15 protein-coding genes are annotated in these 17,075 nt (G+C 55.5%); 5 read left to right on the top strand and 10 right to left on the bottom strand.

Going from position 1 to position 17,075, the window contains the following annotated elements; genetic code table 11:
- Positions 1 to 75 precede the first annotated feature (75 nt).
- The 4 genes from ACR0IO_RS00820 to ACR0IO_RS00805 all read right to left on the bottom strand — a co-directional run bounded on the left by ACR0IO_RS00820 (position 76) and on the right by ACR0IO_RS00805 (position 4,071).
- Positions 76 to 1,383 carry an HlyC/CorC family transporter gene (locus ACR0IO_RS00820; RefSeq protein WP_155143763.1) on the bottom strand — a complete coding sequence of 436 codons (1,308 nt, stop codon included), beginning with the start codon at positions 1,381 to 1,383 and terminating at the stop codon, positions 76 to 78.
- A gap of 63 nt (positions 1,384 to 1,446) precedes the next feature.
- The gene (locus ACR0IO_RS00815) at positions 1,447 to 2,403 is read right to left on the bottom strand and encodes a site-specific tyrosine recombinase XerD (protein WP_480738630.1); all 957 of its coding nucleotides are present in this window, start codon (positions 2,401 to 2,403) and stop codon (positions 1,447 to 1,449) included.
- Between the two features lie 2 nt (positions 2,404 to 2,405).
- Complete coding sequence (locus tag ACR0IO_RS00810; RefSeq protein WP_480738625.1) at positions 2,406 to 3,932, bottom strand: hypothetical protein; 1,527 nt, start codon at positions 3,930 to 3,932, stop codon at positions 2,406 to 2,408.
- Positions 3,922 to 4,071 (bottom strand): hypothetical protein, encoded by a 150-nt coding sequence (locus tag ACR0IO_RS00805; RefSeq protein WP_170332981.1) that lies wholly within the window; start codon positions 4,069 to 4,071, stop codon positions 3,922 to 3,924. Before ACR0IO_RS00805 ends, ACR0IO_RS00810 begins: the two co-directional genes overlap by 11 nt.
- Positions 4,072 to 4,150: 79 nt before the next feature.
- Here ACR0IO_RS00805 and ACR0IO_RS00800 point away from each other — a divergent pair, with 79 nt between their 5' ends.
- Together ACR0IO_RS00800 and aroB are read left to right on the top strand one after the other, a co-directional pair.
- Complete coding sequence (locus tag ACR0IO_RS00800; protein WP_480738623.1) at positions 4,151 to 4,738, top strand: shikimate kinase; 588 nt, start codon at positions 4,151 to 4,153, stop codon at positions 4,736 to 4,738.
- Positions 4,739 to 5,848: a 3-dehydroquinate synthase gene (gene aroB, locus ACR0IO_RS00795; RefSeq protein WP_480738621.1), complete on the top strand. Its 1,110-nt coding sequence runs from the start codon at positions 4,739 to 4,741 to the stop codon at positions 5,846 to 5,848.
- A 15-nt stretch (positions 5,849 to 5,863) separates the two neighbouring features.
- Here the strand turns inward: aroB and ACR0IO_RS00790 are convergent, their stop codons facing one another.
- A complete protein-coding gene (locus tag ACR0IO_RS00790; protein WP_480738618.1) occupies positions 5,864 to 6,934 on the bottom strand; it encodes a site-2 protease family protein in 1,071 nt (356 codons plus the stop codon).
- An 18-nt stretch (positions 6,935 to 6,952) separates the two neighbouring features.
- Positions 6,953 to 7,456: a single-stranded DNA-binding protein gene (gene ssb, locus ACR0IO_RS00785; protein ID WP_155143756.1), complete on the bottom strand. Its 504-nt coding sequence runs from the start codon at positions 7,454 to 7,456 to the stop codon at positions 6,953 to 6,955.
- Positions 7,457 to 7,661: 205 nt separating this feature from the next.
- On the opposite strand from ssb, the gene ACR0IO_RS00780 reads away from it, so the two are divergent.
- From ACR0IO_RS00780 to ACR0IO_RS00770, 3 genes are all read left to right on the top strand, one after another.
- A complete protein-coding gene (locus ACR0IO_RS00780; RefSeq protein WP_155143754.1) occupies positions 7,662 to 8,240 on the top strand; it encodes a lytic transglycosylase domain-containing protein in 579 nt (192 codons plus the stop codon).
- A gap of 97 nt (positions 8,241 to 8,337) precedes the next feature.
- Positions 8,338 to 9,300, top strand: a complete 963-nt coding sequence (locus tag ACR0IO_RS00775) for a LuxR C-terminal-related transcriptional regulator (protein ID WP_480738616.1) — start codon at positions 8,338 to 8,340, stop codon at positions 9,298 to 9,300.
- Between the two features lie 130 nt (positions 9,301 to 9,430).
- Positions 9,431 to 10,417 (top strand): MBL fold metallo-hydrolase, encoded by a 987-nt coding sequence (locus tag ACR0IO_RS00770; RefSeq protein ID WP_480738614.1) that lies wholly within the window; start codon positions 9,431 to 9,433, stop codon positions 10,415 to 10,417.
- Between the two features lie 126 nt (positions 10,418 to 10,543).
- Here the strand turns inward: ACR0IO_RS00770 and ACR0IO_RS00765 are convergent, their stop codons facing one another.
- The 4 genes from ACR0IO_RS00765 to ACR0IO_RS00750 form a co-directional block, all read right to left on the bottom strand.
- Positions 10,544 to 12,631 (bottom strand): dipeptide ABC transporter ATP-binding protein, encoded by a 2,088-nt coding sequence (locus tag ACR0IO_RS00765; RefSeq protein WP_155143749.1) that lies wholly within the window; start codon positions 12,629 to 12,631, stop codon positions 10,544 to 10,546.
- A gap of 91 nt (positions 12,632 to 12,722) precedes the next feature.
- On the bottom strand, positions 12,723 to 14,186 hold the full coding sequence (locus ACR0IO_RS00760; RefSeq protein ID WP_170332989.1) for an ABC transporter permease: 1,464 nt from the start codon (positions 14,184 to 14,186) through the stop codon (positions 12,723 to 12,725).
- A gap of 13 nt (positions 14,187 to 14,199) precedes the next feature.
- Complete coding sequence (locus ACR0IO_RS00755; RefSeq protein ID WP_155143745.1) at positions 14,200 to 15,246, bottom strand: ABC transporter permease; 1,047 nt, start codon at positions 15,244 to 15,246, stop codon at positions 14,200 to 14,202.
- Positions 15,247 to 15,382: 136 nt separating this feature from the next.
- Positions 15,383 to 17,053, bottom strand: coding sequence for an ABC transporter substrate-binding protein (locus ACR0IO_RS00750; RefSeq protein WP_155143744.1), 1,671 nt, complete (start codon positions 17,051 to 17,053; stop codon positions 15,383 to 15,385).
- Positions 17,054 to 17,075: the final 22 nt, after the last annotated feature.

The raw sequence follows: 17,075 nt of genomic DNA, 5'->3' as shown, positions 1-17,075 counted from the left end.
GAAGGTGCGTGGCAGTGCGATATCTATCTGTCGAAAAAACGACCGACTGTGTCGTTTTCAACATTCGGAGTTGAGTCAGAGGGGTCTGACCTTCAAACCCGTGATACGGTTTCCTTCGCGGGCCGTGACCTCGAAACGGAAGCCGTGGAACGAAAACACCTGTCCGACAATCGGGATCATCTGCGCTTCGTGAATTACGAGACCCGCAAGGGTATTTGCTTCTTCATCCGGCAGTGACCAGTCCAGCGCGCGGTTCGCGTCTCGGATGGTCATGGCGCCTTCAACAAGAAACTGACCATCCTCGGTGCGGGTCACCGGGACCTCTTCGTCGATGTCGAATTCGTCAGCAATTTCGCCCACGATTTCTTCCAGAATGTCCTCGAGCGTGATCAAGCCGCGCAGCGAGCCGTATTCATCGACCACAAGGGCGAAGTGGCTGTGCATGCGCAGGAACTCTCGCATCTGATCGTCGAGGGTCGTGGTTTCAGGCACAAAATAAGGGTCATTCGCAACTTTGGAGATGTCGAACGACCGCAGCTTCTCTGTATCGCCGTCGGCGCCACCGACCTGAGCGTACATTGCTCGGAACAAATCCTTGGCATGGACCACTCCGACAATGTTCTCGGGCTCATCTCGAAAGACGGGAAGGCGCGTATGCGGGCTTTCCAGGCATTGTTTCAGGATCGCTTCAGGCTCGGCATCGGCGTCGATCATTTCGATGTTTGAGCGGTGAAGCATGATTTCCTCGACCGCGCGGTCACCAAGGTCCAATGCACCAAGGATACGGTCACGGTCCTCTTTTTCAACGACACCTTCAGAGTGGCCCAGTTGCAGGGCGCCAGCGATTTCTTCACGCACCGCAAGGATATTGCTGTCTGGGTCGATTTTCACCCCGAACAGGCGCAGTACGCCACGCACCAACAACCGTACAGCCGCAACAACCGGGGAAAACACCGTAACGACAACGCTTATAACCGGGGCAACCGCCGCCGCAGCCTTTTCCGCGTTCGTAATGGCATATGTCTTGGGCAGGACTTCAGCGAAGATCAGAACCAGCAGGGTCATCACCAAAGTCGCAAGCGCCACACCGCTTTCGCCGAACAAGCGCGTAAACAAAGCTGTCGCCAGCGACGCCGCCAGGATGTTGACGAGGTTGTTGCCCAGAAGGACAGACCCAATGAGGCGCTCGTTGTCGTCGGTGATGTCGAGCGCTTTTTGTGCCCCCCGCGATCCCTTGTCTGCCTGTGCCCGAAGCTTGCCGCGAGAAGACGCGGTAAGCGCAGTTTCTGAGCCTGAGAAGAAGCCCGACAGCACGAGCAATAGTAAGATAGAGCCGGTCGTAATCCAGAAGGCACCATCAATCAGAGAAGGGTTGGGTTCCATCGTTCCTTGAATATTAGTGTTGTTGCATCCGTTATGGGGCCGCGGCCCCGCCCAATCAAGGGGTTAGCCCTTGTTCTTCTCATCGTCCTTAGCCAACGGATGATGCTGAAGGACCAGTTCGGACAGGCGTTCATCCAGAACATGCGTATATATTTCGGTTGTTGCCACGTCGGCATGGCCAAGCAACGTCTGGATCGAGCGCAGATCAGCGCCATTTGCCAACAGATGCGTCGCAAATGCGTGGCGCAGCGTATGCGGGGTGACCTTTTCGGGTGAAACACCGCCGTGAACCGCCAGCTCTTTCACAAGAAGAAAGAACCTGTGCCGCGTGAGATGACCTGATTTGCCGCGCGAAGGAAATAGAAAACGGGATCGTTGTCCGCCTTTGGAAACAGTTTCTTCCTCAGCCTCATCCCGGACTGTAAGCCACGCCGCCAACGCATCGCGAGCGGGTGGGGACAGCGGCACCATCCGCTCTTTTCCACCTTTGCCCAGAACCAGCAACATCCGTGGGTCACCACGCGCAGATGAAACTGGCAGCGATACCAGTTCAGTGACGCGCATCCCGGTCGCGTAGAGGACTTCCATCAGGCACGTGTTGCGTATCTTGTCTGCCGTGCTTCGGCCTGTCTGTCGTGCTGCATCCAGCAAACGATCTACTTCAACAACATCCAGAGTTTTGGGTAGCCGCTTTTGGCGGCCTGGACCTTTTATCTGGATTGCGGGATTGGTGTCGCGCCAACCTTCTTCAAAGGCAAAGCGATAGAGTTGTTTGATGGCCGAAAGACGCCGCGCACGCGTAGACCGTGACAGCCCCTGCGCATCACAATCAATCAGATAACCTTCGATCTGATCGCGGTCAGCCTCAGCAAAGCCTGATTTATGACGTTCCAGCCAAGATGAGAAATCCTTGAGGTCGCGACCATAGGCCAGCAGGGTATTGGTCGCAGCCCCAAGCTCTGCCGCCTGCGCCTCCAGAAACGTTGAAATCCAAAGGTCTTGCGTCGCTGGCGCAGTCATACTCATGTACCCTGCAGGATCATAAGCTGAAGCGCTGCCCGTCTTGCTGTATCCTCGAGCCCAACGCGACGGAATGCTGCGATGGCAGCTGTCAGGTCTACCAAATTGCCACGCGCGCCATGCGCAAACAGGTGCATCGCTTCTAGAATGGCCTCGCCAAGCTGACCATTGTCCAGCATTGCGTTGATATCTGATGGAACGGGCGCGGCCCAGACAAACCCTTCAGAAATGGCATCTGCGAGTGGGGATGGGGAGGGCGCGCGTCCCGGATCACCTTGTGCCAGCGCGGCCAGATACTGATTTTCCTGTGAATTGTCCGGAACCTTTAGCGCTGCATTCTCATAAAGCTCGGATAGCAGCAGAATTCTCCAACGAAGATTTTCAGCTGAGGCCGTTGGTAGCTTTATGTTAACCAGACGCGCTGCAAACAGTTCGGCGAAAGGCACCTCAAGGCCGACACTTCGCATTTGTTCCCAGACGACCGGGAGTGATTTGGCGATGGCTTCGGAATTGCGTGTTTCCAGCGCGGTTTCAAATCGCTGAACTGCAGCGACCCGATCCCACACTGCCCCCGATGCTGCCGGAGACCGCTCGGTGTAGAGGCCCAGCAATTGATTAGGGGTCAGTGCCCCAATGCGCGTCAAACGCTCTGCAGCTTCGATCTGGGCTTTCCAGCCCGCGACATCGCGCAGATCGGCGTTTGCGAAGGCCCGAGGCAACGGGGCGCTCGGCAACCGTTCACCAATCGCTTCGAAAAGGCGAAAGGTCAGGGGATCCGGGTTATCAGGTTGGGGAAGATACGCGGCCCCTTCAAACATCTCGGGGCTGAGAAAACGATCCATAAGATCGAGTTGTTCCGGGGACATCACCTGCAATGCGTGCGCAGCTTCGAGCGTCAGTGCAGCCGAGGACCAGTCACCTCTACGAGCCTTGCAGAAAATCTGGGCCGAGTAGTCGCGCGACAGATGAGGTTGGGCGATCAATGCCGTACAGCTGCGATCTTCGTCACCTGTAAGCAGCGTCGCATCGAACCAGCGTTTAAAGCGTTCTGGCGTGTCGGTTGGTCCAGCCAATTGAACAAGCGATTGGACTGGATCCGAAGCCCCGAGTTGCATGAGCCGATCGAGCCTCGCCATCAGAAGCACGTCTTGCTTTCCCGTGCCAGTGGGCGCGCGCGCTTCAGAAAGCAGCAGTGTGAACAACAGCTTTTGCATAGCTGGATTGGATTTGACCGGGACACGCTTGATCAACTCGGCGAGGCGTTCCGGATCACTGCCTTGCCACAGATCGACAGGAAGGCCGGTTACCGATGAAGACACAAGGCCAAGCGGCGGCGAAAGAGCCTCGAGAGGCGTGACCTGAACATCCGGCTGCAATCCGGTTTGGGTCACCGGTGGTTCCAGCAAGACGGTGCCCGGAAGGTTCTCGGGTGGGTTGTCCAGCCAGTCGATGACGGAAAGTGGTTCCTGCGTCTGGGCCTGAGCTGTTCCTGCCAGAACAAGCGCAAGCAGCGCGGTTCTAGTCAACATTCAGGATAACCGGTTCTCGGATTTCACTTTGAGGCGCAGAGAAATCTGCGCCAAAGAATGGCCCGACATAGGCATACGCCACCAGCCCGATGAAGCCGAGGCAAATAAGGTATATCAGGAACTTGATCAGACGGCCCATGGTTTAACGCTGCCTCAATTTTCGCTTTTGCCCAAGTTATAACTGGCATTTTTCCCAAGATCACGTCATTCACGGTGAAATGAGCGAAATTAAGCATAACACGTCAAATCCGGGCAACGCGCAGAGCTTTGATCTGCACAAAACCGTTGTTTTGGTTGGTATGATGGGCGCTGGTAAGACAGCGGTGGGGCGTGCTTTGGCTGCGCGACTGTCGGTTCCGTTTCTGGACAGCGACGCCGAGATCGAATCGGCGGCCAACATGACGATCCCGGAGATATTTGAACGCGACGGCGAGCCGTTTTTTCGCTCGAAGGAAAGTCAGGTCATTGGCAGGTTGTTGGATGAAGAAAAAGGTATCCTATCCACCGGAGGTGGCGCCTTTTTATCCGGCGAAAACCGCCAGATGATTTCAGACCGAGGTGTTTCCGTCTGGTTGCGTGCGGATCTGGAAGTGTTGTGGGGCCGGGTAAGGCACAAGGATACGCGGCCGCTGCTGCGTACCTCAGACCCCCATGCGACCTTGCGCGCGTTGTACGAGGCGCGTGTTCCGATTTATGCGCAGGCTGATCTTGTGGCGGACTCGGACGCTGATACAGCGATTGAGGATATGGTGGATCGTGTATTGGCCGAACTGGCAACGCGTCCCGATGTTTTGGAACAGAAGTAAATGCATCAGACTGTTTTCGTAGACCTGGGTGATCGATCCTACAATGTTGAGATTGGTCCTGATCTGCTGGCTCAGGCGGGCGCACGGATCGCACCGCTGCTGCCGCGCCCAAGGGTTGCGGTTCTGACAGATGAAACGGTTGCGTCCATTCATCTTGAGGGATTGCGGGCGGGTTTGGCTGCATCTGGCATCGAAATGACAGCGCTTGCCCTGCCTGCGGGGGAGGCAACCAAAAGCTGGCCGCATTTTGAACGCGCCGTCGAGTGGTTGTTGGCGGAAAAGATCGAACGTCGTGATGTAGTGGTGGCCTTTGGCGGCGGCGTCATCGGTGATCTGGCGGGTTTCGCCGCAGCCGTTCTGCGGCGCGGAGTGAGGTTTGTTCAGATCCCGACCTCGTTGCTGGCGCAGGTGGACAGTTCAGTTGGCGGAAAGACAGGAATAAACGCACCTCAAGGCAAGAACCTGATTGGCGCTTTTCATCAACCTTCACTGGTTTTGGCAGACATCTCTGTATTGGGTACGCTGACGGCGCGGGACTTTTTGGCGGGCTACGGCGAGGTCGTCAAATATGGTCTGCTGGGTGACGCATCCTTCTTTGAATGGTTGGAAGAGAATGGACCGGCATTGTCATCCGGAGATATGGCGGCGCGCGTCCAGGCCGTAACGCGTTCAGTACAGATGAAATCGGATATCGTATCCCGAGATGAGACCGAGCAGGGAGATCGGGCCCTGCTAAATCTGGGACATACATTCTGTCATGCGCTCGAGGCAGCGACGGGTTATTCGGATCGACTGCTTCATGGAGAAGGGGTCGCGATTGGCTGCGCGTTAGCTTTTGAGCTCTCAGCTCGTTTGGGCCTGTGCTCGCAAGAAGATCCCAGCCGTGTGCGTGCGCATTTGCGCGCGATGGGTATGAAAACCGATCTGGCGGACATTCCGGGTGACCTACCTGGGGCGGAGGCTTTGGTTGAATTGATGGGTCAGGACAAAAAGGTCGTGGACGGTCAGTTGCGCTTTATTCTGGCGCGTGGAATTGGCAACGCTTTTGTAACCTCTGATGTCCCGCGCGATGCCGTCTTGTCTGTGCTTGAGGATGCGCTGGCAACCTGATGATAAATAGAGGAATCAGCGCCCTCTGATAACCATCAACTCGCCGATGTTCTCGCGGGTAATATAACCGATCATTCGACCGCCTTCGGTACATACAGCTATGGCAGGTGCCCCGTGGTGTAGCTTGTCCAGAACTGTTTCCAATCCGCTAGTCAGCAAAACGCGGGGGATATCTGTGTCCATGACAGAAGTTGCGGGATCAGATCGGGGGTGATCGCTTGCCAGCGCAGCAAACAGGCGCTCACGCGTTACAAAACCCAGCAAGCTGCCATCGGTCTCCAGAACTGGAAACTCGTGCTGCGTCGTGTGAATTACGGCTTGAGCCGTGGTGTTGAGTGTATCGTTTGGCGACAGTGACTGAAATTCAGTAATCATCGCATCGCGGGCCAATACACGCCGCGCGATCGAACGCATGGCGACATCCTGACTTTCTGCATTGGCTGCGATGAAGACAAATACGGCAATCAAAACAAGGATCGGATTGCCCGAGGTCAGCCCCAGAAAGCCCAGTCCAACCGCAACCATCTGGCCGCCCAGAGCCGCTACGCGAGTGGCTTTGACCCGATCCATTTTCAGGCACAGCAAAGCGCGAAAAACGCGACCACCATCCATCGGAAACGCAGGGATCATGTTAAACACGGCAAGGAATAAATTGACGTAGGCCAATCGGCTGAGAAGATCGGACTGTGCCGAGTCGATTTGTGTCAGTGTTTCGATCTGCATTCTGGCGCCGAGGATCAAAAACACCACCCAGATCACGATGTTTACAGCAGGTCCGGCAAGCGCCACCAGAACCTCTTGCATCGGTTTTTCCGGCATACGTTCCAGCCGGGCAAGACCGCCAATTGGCAGCAGCGTGATATCGGGTGTTCGAATGCCATACCGCCGCGCCATGAGTGCATGACCGAATTCATGCGCAACGACACAGGCAAAAAGCGCCAGAACAAACAGTAGGTTGTCGATGGCTGCGGGCCATCCACCATTGGAATAGGCCGCGAATCCGACCCAAGCCAACAGTAGGAAGAACGTGACATGGACCCTCAGCTCTGAGCCGAGCAAGCGGCCAACCGGGAAGGACCATGTCATCTTTGTTCTCCGTTTTGCTTAGAACGGAATCTCGTCGTCGTCGATCCCGCCTGATGCTGGTGCCGGTGAACCGGAAGGTGCACCGTACGGATCTCCATATCCGCCGCCGGCCTGACCACCGCCGTAGCCGCCTGCCTGGCCGCCACCGTAGCCTCCGCCACCGCCTTCACCGCGCGCATCCAGCATTACGAGGGTAGAGCCAAACCCTTGCAGAACAACCTCAGTCGAATAGCGATCCTGCCCAGACTGATCCTGCCACTTTCGGGTCTGCAGCTGCCCTTCAAGATAAACCTTGGAACCTTTGCGCAGATACTGTTCAGCTACGCGTACGAGACCCTCATTGAAAATGGCGACGGAGTGCCATTCGGTACGTTCACGGCGTTCACCCGTGTTGCGGTCTTTCCATGTTTCCGAGGTGGCAATACGCAGGTTGCAGACCTTGCCGCCGTTCTGAAATGTCCTCACCTCGGGATCACGGCCGAGATTGCCGACCAGAATGACCTTGTTGACTGAACCTGCCATATGTTTCCCCGTGCATTGGTAATTTGGTTGCGCCCGAATCTGGGCGGTGTTCATCCGTGACCCTATACGGCCTGCGTCTTGGTTAAAACAGAGTTCATCATGCAGCGGTTTGACAAGAATTCTTGTGGTTCTTTTAACCAAGCTTTCATTTCCGACTGGAATACCTATAATCCGTCTGATTGCTGAACGAGCGGGATTGGCTTTAATGCGTTTTCTGGTTGGTGGTTTCTCGATTTTTTGCCTCGCTTTGGCATCTGCACCTGTGCAGGCTGATGTGCTGTCCACAAAGAATCGGAAGGACATCTTCCTCAAGCAAGCCAAGATTCTGGATACGCGTGCGGCCACTCAGTATCGCGATTCCGACAGGCTTAAGCCGAAAACCGCGCAAGGCAAATTCAGCAAGCGTTATACCGGAAAGTACCGTGGCGAATATCTGGCCATGGCCCGGCAAGCTGCCCGTTTGCACAGCGTGCCTGAGGAACTGTTCCTCAGACTGGTTCAACAGGAAAGTGGCTGGAATCCTCACGCCAAGTCTCACAAAGGCGCGCTGGGTCTCGCGCAGCTTATGCCTCAGACCGCGCAGTTGTTGGGTGTGAACCCACATGACCCGAAGCAGAACCTGGAAGGTGGCGCGCGGTATTTGTCCTGGCAGTATCGCAAGTTCAAATCCTGGCGTCTTGCGCTGGCTGCATATAACGCAGGGCCAAAGGCCGTAGAAAAGCATGGCGGCGTCCCGCCATACGCGGAAACCCAGAACTATGTGAAAGTGATCTGGGGCGGCTAAGTTCTGCGCGCTGCACTGCAGAGAGCCTGTTTCTTGATTGGCCACCATTCGGCGCTTTAACCTGATTTGGTAATCCCAGATGACGGTGACTTTGCCGATGACACGCGACCGCCCGGAGATTCCACCGGATACAATGGCCAATTGGCAAAAGCTGGTTGACCTGGTCTCACAGCTTGCTGATGTGCCAGCCAGCCTGATCATGAAAACGGACGCACCTGATCATGCGGTATTGATTACTTCCGATCATCCGGAAAACCCGTACCCGGTGGGTATGAACTTTCGTTTGAACCCCAAGCTATATTGTCAGGGTGTGTTGGAGCGTAATGGCGAGTTGGTGGTTGAAGATGCACAATGCGATCCGGTGTGGAGTGATAATGAGGATCTGGAGCATGGCATGTCGTTCTACATCGGGTTCCCCCTGAAATGGCCCGATGGCACGGTATTCGGAACCATCTGTGTTCTGGATCGACACCGTAACCGGCGCGCTCTTTTGTTCCGTGAGGGGCTTGCCCAGTTCGCACGCATGGTCGAGTCAGATTTGGCTTTGATACAAGAGGTTTACCTGCGCAGAGCGCTCGAAGAGAAACTCAACGAGACGCTTACGCATCTGGAAAATCGTGTTCAGGCCAGGACGCGGGAGTTGCAGGAAACCAATACGGCTCTTCGCGTGTTGCTATCCAGTCTCGATGATGATCGGAAGGACCGGGATCAGGATATCGTAGAGCGTGTGCGCTCGATGGTGCTGCCTTATCTCGACAAACTGCGCGGGCTGTTGGTCGAAGGGGAGGCATCTCATGCTTATCTGGATCTGGCCGAGAGCAATCTAAGGGACATTACCTCGATGATGTCAGACAAACTGTCCGATGCGTTCGCGATGATGACACCAACCGAGATCGAAATTGCGCAGCTGGTTATGTCTGGCAAAACAACGAAAGACATCGCGCGGGCGATGTCACGGGAAACTTCGACCATCGATTTTCACCGCAACAACATTCGGCGAAAATTGGGGCTGGAAGGGCGCGATCAGAATCTTCGCAGCCATCTGCTCTCGATTTCGTGAACACGGAATATGGGGTTTTCCCCCATATTTCCCCCTGATTTTTCTGGCCTGAGCCAGGCGACCAACGATTGCTACCTTGAAATTGGTGGTACGGAACGAACCCGTGCTTGTCCAATACGGAGGTACAATAATGGATCGAAACGATCTGAAGCCCACAATTCTCAACGGCAATCGCGATTCTCTGGCCCCGGGTCTTTCGCGACGCTCATTCTTTATGGCAGCTGGCGCAGCAGGTGTGGGGGCAGGGACGTCTTTGCTTGGCAGCAAGCCCGCAGGAGCGCAATCACAAGCGTGGCTGCAACCCGGTAACAACAACCATGTGATCGATCTGCAGGGCTCAACCGGTCAGGCAAGCAGTGGAACGGTCGGAATCGACTATTACGGCCACTGCGCTATCAAGATCACGTCACCCAATGGCGCCACGGTTCTGTTTGATCCCTGGAGGGATGATCCGTCGGGGGCTTGGGGGCTGTGGTTCAGAAATGAGTTCCCTCAGATCCCTGTCGATATCACGATGTCCACTCACGCTCATTTTGATCACGATGCTATCGAGCGTCCCAGCTCGACGATGGTGCTGGATAGAATGGCAGGGAATTTTGAGTTTGCGGATCTGAAAATCACTGGATTTGCAGACAAACACGCCTGTGTCGCACCGGGCTGGTATGACTGGACCAATGCGCTGGCCGAATTTGGAGTTGAAGCCTGCCCGCCGAACAACGTCGGTCATATGGATATGGTCGTTTACCTAGTGGAGACAGGTGGTATCCGAACCCTGATCTGGGGTGACAATCGACATAACCCGCCACAAGAATTCTGGGATGCGATTGGCCAGGTGGATGTTCTGACCCTGCCTGTAGATGGCTCGCAACACATCCTGAGCTATGAGCAAGGCAATGATATCGTTGCGAAACTGAAGCCGAAGATAATCATCCCAACGCATTATCTTAATGACGTGACTTCTTACACGCTGACGACTTTGCAATCTGCTGATGAATGGGTGAAGGGGCAGTCGAGTTACAAGATGCTTGATAGCGCCAGTCTGAGTCTGAATGCCGAGGAAATTTCGGGAATGTCTGAAGAATACATGTATTTCGGTAACAACGTACTGACCGCTTAAACAGTCCCACCCAAACGCCACTCACGATCAGTTTGTGCGGATGAGTTTAGCCTCCCCCCAATTGGAAGAACTCAGCACAAAAAAGGGGCCGGTTCAGACCGGCCCCTTCTGATCTGACGAGGTAAATTATTCTGCAGCGATCTTGATGACCGGTTCCATACGGGCAAGGATGTCTTCTGCCAGATGGCATTTGACCTGATGGCCACCGGCAAGAGTTTGTACCGGAGGAACTTCCTTTTCACACAAACCACCGGGCACTTCCGATTTCCAGCGGCACCGTGTTTGGAATGGGCATCCAGGAGGTGGGTTCATCGCCGACGGAATGTCGCCTTCCAAAACGATATGCTCTTTTTCAACCGACGTATCCGCGATCGGCACAGCACTTAGCAGGGCTTCGGTATAGGGGTGATAGGGCGGTGCAAAGACCTGATCGGTTGTTCCCAGCTCAACAACATGGCCCAGATACATGACCATGACCCGGTCGCTGAGATAACGAACAATGGACAGGTCGTGGCTGATGAACAGTAGCGTGGTTTTCTGTTCGCGCTGAATCTCCATCAACAGATCGGTCACTGCTGCCTGAACCGACACGTCAAGCGCCGATACTGGTTCATCCGCGACCACAATGCGGGCGTCCCCGGCAAACGCACGGGCGATACCAACGCGTTGTTTCTGGCCACCTGAAAGTTGGCGCGGCATGCGTTCTGCAAAAGCCCTCGGCAGTTTCACGAGGTCCAGAAGTTCAAGCATACGCTGCTTGCGCTCAGCCTCGGAATTGCCGACGCCAAAGATCTCGAGCGCGCGAATGATCTGGCGACCAACTGTCATGGACGGGTTCAGCGTATCGAACGGGTTCTGGAACACCATTTGCACTTCGCCAACTGTCTTGGCGTCACGCTCTTCAATCGGCACGTCTTCGATGTTGCGGTTGTCCAACAGGATTTGGCCGTCGGTCGCTGTTTCAAGCCCCATCAGAACCTTGGCAAAGGTAGACTTACCGCAACCGGATTCGCCCACAATCGCCAGCGTTTCAGACTCGTGTGCCTCGAAACTCAGGGTTTCATTCGCCTTGACGACCTTCTTCTCACCGCCGCCAAACAGCGCGTTTGCCGCAACCTCATAGTACTTCTTGAGATTGTCCATCTTCAGGACGGTGCGGCCAATTTCGCCTTTTTCCTTTTGCTCGCCAACGGTGATCGGCGCATTCCAGTCGATCTCCTGGAACTTCAGGCAGCGCGTGTGATGTCGGTCATTCCCGGGAACAGCCTCCATGACGATATCTTGAGCGTCACAGCGGCCTTCTTCGAAATAGTCACAGCGCGGGCCAAAGTTGCAACCCGGCGGCCGTTCGTGGGGTAGGGGAAAGTTACCCGGAATCGCCACCAGTGGGCGCGAGTTTTTGTCTGCTCCGGGCAGTGGGATCGAACGGAACAGCGCCTGTGTATAGGGGTGCTGCATTTCATCGAACACATCATGGATTGAGCCGCGCTCGACCGCTTCACCCGAATACATCACGCACAGCCGGTCACAGGTTTCCAGCACCAGACCAAGGTTGTGACTGATGAACAGCATCGAGGTGCCGTATTTCTTACCCAGATCCTTGACCAGTTCCACCACAGCGGCTTCAACGGTCACGTCCAGCGCTGTTGTTGGTTCGTCCAATATCAGCAGCGCCGGTTTCGACATCAACGCCATCGCGATCACGATCCGCTGCTGTTGGCCGCCCGACAATTGGTGAGGGAACGAGTTCAGCATCCGCTCGGGGTCAGGCAGGCGCACGTCGGTGACCACCTCCAGTGCTCGGGCGTAAGCCTCTTCCTTGCCGACGCCCTCATGGATCATCGGCACTTCCATCAGCTGCTTGCCGATTTTCATCGCCGGGTTCAGCGATGCCATAGGTTCCTGATAGATCATAGCGATCTCGTTGCCACGAATATCGCGCAGCTCTTCGGTCGTCATCTCACTCAGATCGCGGCCCTTGAACTTGATGCTTCCGCCGACAATGCGACCGTTTTTGCCCAAATCCTGCATAACGCCCAGTGCCACGGTGGATTTCCCGCAACCGGATTCACCCACCAGCCCAACGGCCTCGCCGGGTTGTACGCTAACCGAGAAATCCATCACGGCCGGAATTTCCCGAAGGCGGGTGAAGAATGAGATGGACAGCTTGTCGATCTCAAGTATCGGGCCGTCATAATCCGCCAGTTTGTTCATCTTTGCATCTCCTCGCGAGAGTCAGGGAAATCCCGTCATCTGGCTAAAATGTCATTGGAGGCCGGGAGCAAAGCCCCCGGCCTTGATCACATCAGTCCTTCAAGCTTTCCTCACGCAGGCCATCCGCCAGCAGGTTCAGACCCAGAACCAGCGACAGCAATGCGAGGGCAGGAGGAAGGGCAGGGTGCAGGTAGATCGAGAGCAGTTTACGCCCTTCGTTGATCGTTGAACCCCAGTCCGGGCTTTCCGGCGGAAGACCCAGCCCGAAGAAACCCAAGGTTCCCAGCAGGATGGTGGTGTAGCCGATACGCAGGCAGAAATCGACGATCAGCGGACCACGTGCGTTTGGCAGGATTTCCCACAGCATGATGTACCATGGTCCTTCACCACGGGTTTGTGCCGCCGCCACATAGTCGCGTGTTTTGATGTCCAGTGCGAGACCACGCACGATACGGAACACCGTAGGCGAGTTCACAAAGACCACCGACACGAACACGACAAGGATACCACCGGGAATGTCGAACAGGTCGAGATAGATGGGTAGCCCCCAGATGCGATAGGTTTCCGTGTTGACGATATATCCACCGGTCGAGATCAGCGACAGATAGAGCCAGATCGCGATACCGAGAACTCCGATCAGAAGCGGTGTTCGGAATTTGGGACGCGTGTAGTAGCGCGAGTTCAGCAAAACCCCGATGAACAGGATCGGGAAGATGAACAGCACCGCAGCCATATAGTTCGGCACGCCTGTTGCAACGATCTCTGGTGTCACTAGCAGGTAGAACAACAGGATGACTGGGAAGGCGAGGATCAGGTTGGCGAGGAACGACAGGAAGGTATCCAGACGCCCGCCATAGTAACCTGCGGGCAGGCCCAGGGTGATACCGACCATAAATGCAAACAGGGTTGCAAGCGGGGCAATCTGCACAACAATCCAAGCGCCCTTGACCATCCGGCTGAATACGTCACGAGCAAGGTTGTCGCCGCCCAAAAGGTACCAGGCAAACTCACCCTCTTCCGCATTTGGCAGAGGTGTACCGGGCACTTTGTTTTTCATACCAGAGACCTGATCCAGAGGATCATGGGTCACGATGAGGTCGAGCGCACCGAAGATTCCGGTGAAAACCCAGAACATCACCAACCCAAAGCCAATCATGCCAATCGGGCTATCAAACAGCTTACCATACAAACCGAGACGCCGTTTGAAGGCGACGGACATGGCAAACAGGATGATCAGAGACACCCATACAGGCAGAAACTGCTGGGAAATGGCGCCCACGATGCCTGCGCTTGTACCCAGCAATACTCCCAGTACCAGATAAGCGACAGCGGCTGCGACAGTAGCCATGAAGGAATAGCGTAGCGCCATTTGTGCAAGCCCGCGGAAGCCACCTCCGGAACTCAGGGTTCCATCGGCATTGACTGATACGGGTGCTTCAGCCTGAAAGATACTTGCCAAAATCCATAGCACGATCGACAGCGCCAGAAGCACGAGCGCGATCATGAGGATTGGGTTGAGAAAGGCGATAGAGCCGGTCCAGCTAAGAGGTTCCATGATCTATCCTCCCTTACGAAATGCGAATGCGCGGGTTGAGGTAGACGTAGCCGATATCTGAAATCAGCTGCGTGACCAGAACCACGAATACGGAGACAACCGAAATGGCCAGCAAGAGCTGGATATCGTTGTTCCCTGCAGCCTGAACCAGCGCCCAGCCAAAACCCTTGTAGTTAAACAGGGTCTCGACGATCACCACGCCGTTCAGCAGCCATGGGAACTGCAGCATGATGACTGTGAAGGGCGCGATCAGCGCATTGCGCAGCGCGTGCTTCATGACGATGTTCGAGAACGAGACGCCCTTGAGGCGGGCGGTTCGGATGTACTGCGCGGTCATAACTTCGGTCATCGAAGCACGTGTCATCCGCGCGATATATCCCATCCCGTAAAGGGCAATGGTCAGAACCGGCAGGAAGAAGTTCTCGAAAGTCGGGTTCTCCATTGCCTGTGTCGCGGTTCCTTTGAACCACTTCAGGCCAACGGTGGACGAGGTGAAGATAGCGATGAAGATCACGCCCGATACATATTCCGGCGTCGCCGTCGTGATGATCGAGAATGTAGATAGTGAGCGGTCAAGTGCCGATCCTTCGCGCATACCGGCCAGTACGCCGACCAACAACGCCGACGGTACCATCAGTACCAAAACCCAGAACATCAGATATCCTGTGTTCCCCAATCGCTTGGACACGATGGTTCCAACATCATCTTTGAAGACAGTCGAATATCCCCATTCACCTTGAAGAACGCCGCAATAACGCGGGGTGTCTTCGGGTGTTGAGCCGGGGCGGACACAGGTGCCAACGAATTGACCGTCGTCGAGGGTATTGGTGAAACCCGGTACGACGCCAAGCCATTGACCGTATTTGAGCAGCATGGGCTCTCGGTATCCCCGGTTCGCAAGCCAGGTTTCCACCTGCTCATCGGACATACGTTGGTTGCCTTGAGTTTTGGCAAGCTTCTCGAGGTTCGGATAGAGATTGGTCAGAAAGAAGACCACAAAGGTCAGGCACAATGCTGTTAGAAGCATCACTCCGAACCGTCTGAGGATAAAGAGTCCCATGATGGCCCCTGTTGTTCAGGTGTTTCCGCAGATCATTGGACCATTCGCTGGCCTCGGACTTCCGGAGGGTTGCCGGGCGTCTGCGGCTTGAAAGGGTGCCCGTTCAGGGCACCCCAGCTTGTATTACTGATCGGGCTTAGGCGGCCCAACCCCACTTATACTGGTGGTGTTCGAACGAAATGTGCATATCCGTTCCGACCAGGCCGTCTTTCATGTGACGGTACAGAGCGCGCCAATACGGCTGAACGGTTACACCCTCTTCCTGGATCAACGCGGCACCACGGGCTGCTACCTCACGACGCTTGTCCGCGTCCGCGATGGCCAGAGCTTCGTCGAGAATTGCGTCGAACTCAGGGTTCGCCCAACCAAACTCGTTCCAGGCTTCGCCCGATTTGTAAGCCAGTGCCCAAATTTGGACGCCCAGAGGACGGTGGTTCCAGTTGGTCGAGCTGTAGGGATATTTCGCCCAGTCGTTCCAGAAGGTGTTGCCCGGCAGAACCGTCCGCTTAACATTGATACCCGCGTCGCGCAGCTGCGCAGCGACGGCATCGGTTGTATTGCGGCGCCAGTCGTCGTCGATCGAGAGCAGTTCATGCTCATAATCGGCCATGCCTGCTTCTTCCATCAGCTTTTTCGCGCCAGCGGCATCTACAGGCTGCTTGGGCAGTTCGGGATATTCCGGGTGAACCGGTCCCATGTGGTGGTTTTCAGCGGACGAGCCGCGATTACCATAGCCCAGTTCCAGACAGACTTCGTTGTCGACTGCCATCTGAAGCGCTTTGCGAACGCGTTTGTCAGCATAAGGCTGTTTGCCATCCACTTCGGCCAGCTGGTTCGGACGGATCACGAGGGTTGCCATGGTGATCACTTCGGATTTTTCGTATCCGAGACCATCCAACACGTCGATGAATTCACCAACGGATTCATGCAGCATGTCGACTTCGTCGGATTCCAACGCCGCCAGCCATGCAGACGGGTCGGTGCCGTAGTCTGTGTACTCGATCCGATCCAGAGCCGGACGACCGAATACCTCTTCACCCCACCAGGTGTGGTTTTCATTACGGGCCAGTGAGCATTTAACACCAACTTCCAGCTCTTCGATCACATAAGGACCAGTGCCTACGTTGTTAGTCAGGTCGTTCTCATTAAACGAACTGTGCACAATAGCCGCCGGATAGTCCGACATACCCGCAATCAGAGAGATGTCCGATTTAGGCAGGTTGAGCTGAACGGTCTGCGGATCGACAACCTGGATTGCGCCGTCGATGGCCTGACCGGTGCCTTCATCCACCAGCGTTGCAAAGCGGCCTGCCATGGAGTTTGTTTCCGAGGATTTATCGCACCAACGGGCAATATTGCGCGCCACATCATCGGCAGTGAAATCATCGCCATTGTTCCACTTTACACCCGGGCGAAGCTTTAGCGTGTACTGGGTTGCATCTTCGTTGATTTCCCAGCCTTCCAGCAGCATGCCGCGGAATGTACCGTCCGAGTTGTACTCGACCAGGTATTCCAAGGTACCGCGGCTCTGGTTGCCCATTTCGGACCAGTCATAAGTGCGTGGATCCTTCAGAGCTCGAACGCTCATCTGAACGCGCAGAGTGCCGCCTTCTTTCTTGACGTCTTCGCCTGCTGCCATTGCAGGGGCTGGTAAACCGATCATTCCGTAAGCAGCTACCGCCGACACACCAAGGCCGGTCGCGCGCGTCAGGAACTCACGGCGATTAAGTTTGCCGTCCCGATACTCTTGGGCATGCATCTCGGCTGCCCAATGAATCGGTGTTCCGGTCATTGTAGTGTTTTCCATGAATGTCTCCCTGTGACACAGT

The sequence above is a fragment of the Ruegeria sp. CE12 genome (assembly GCF_056537525.1).
The sequence above is the reverse complement of the archived record's forward strand: the minus strand, read 5'-3'. Positions and strand labels throughout refer to the sequence as shown.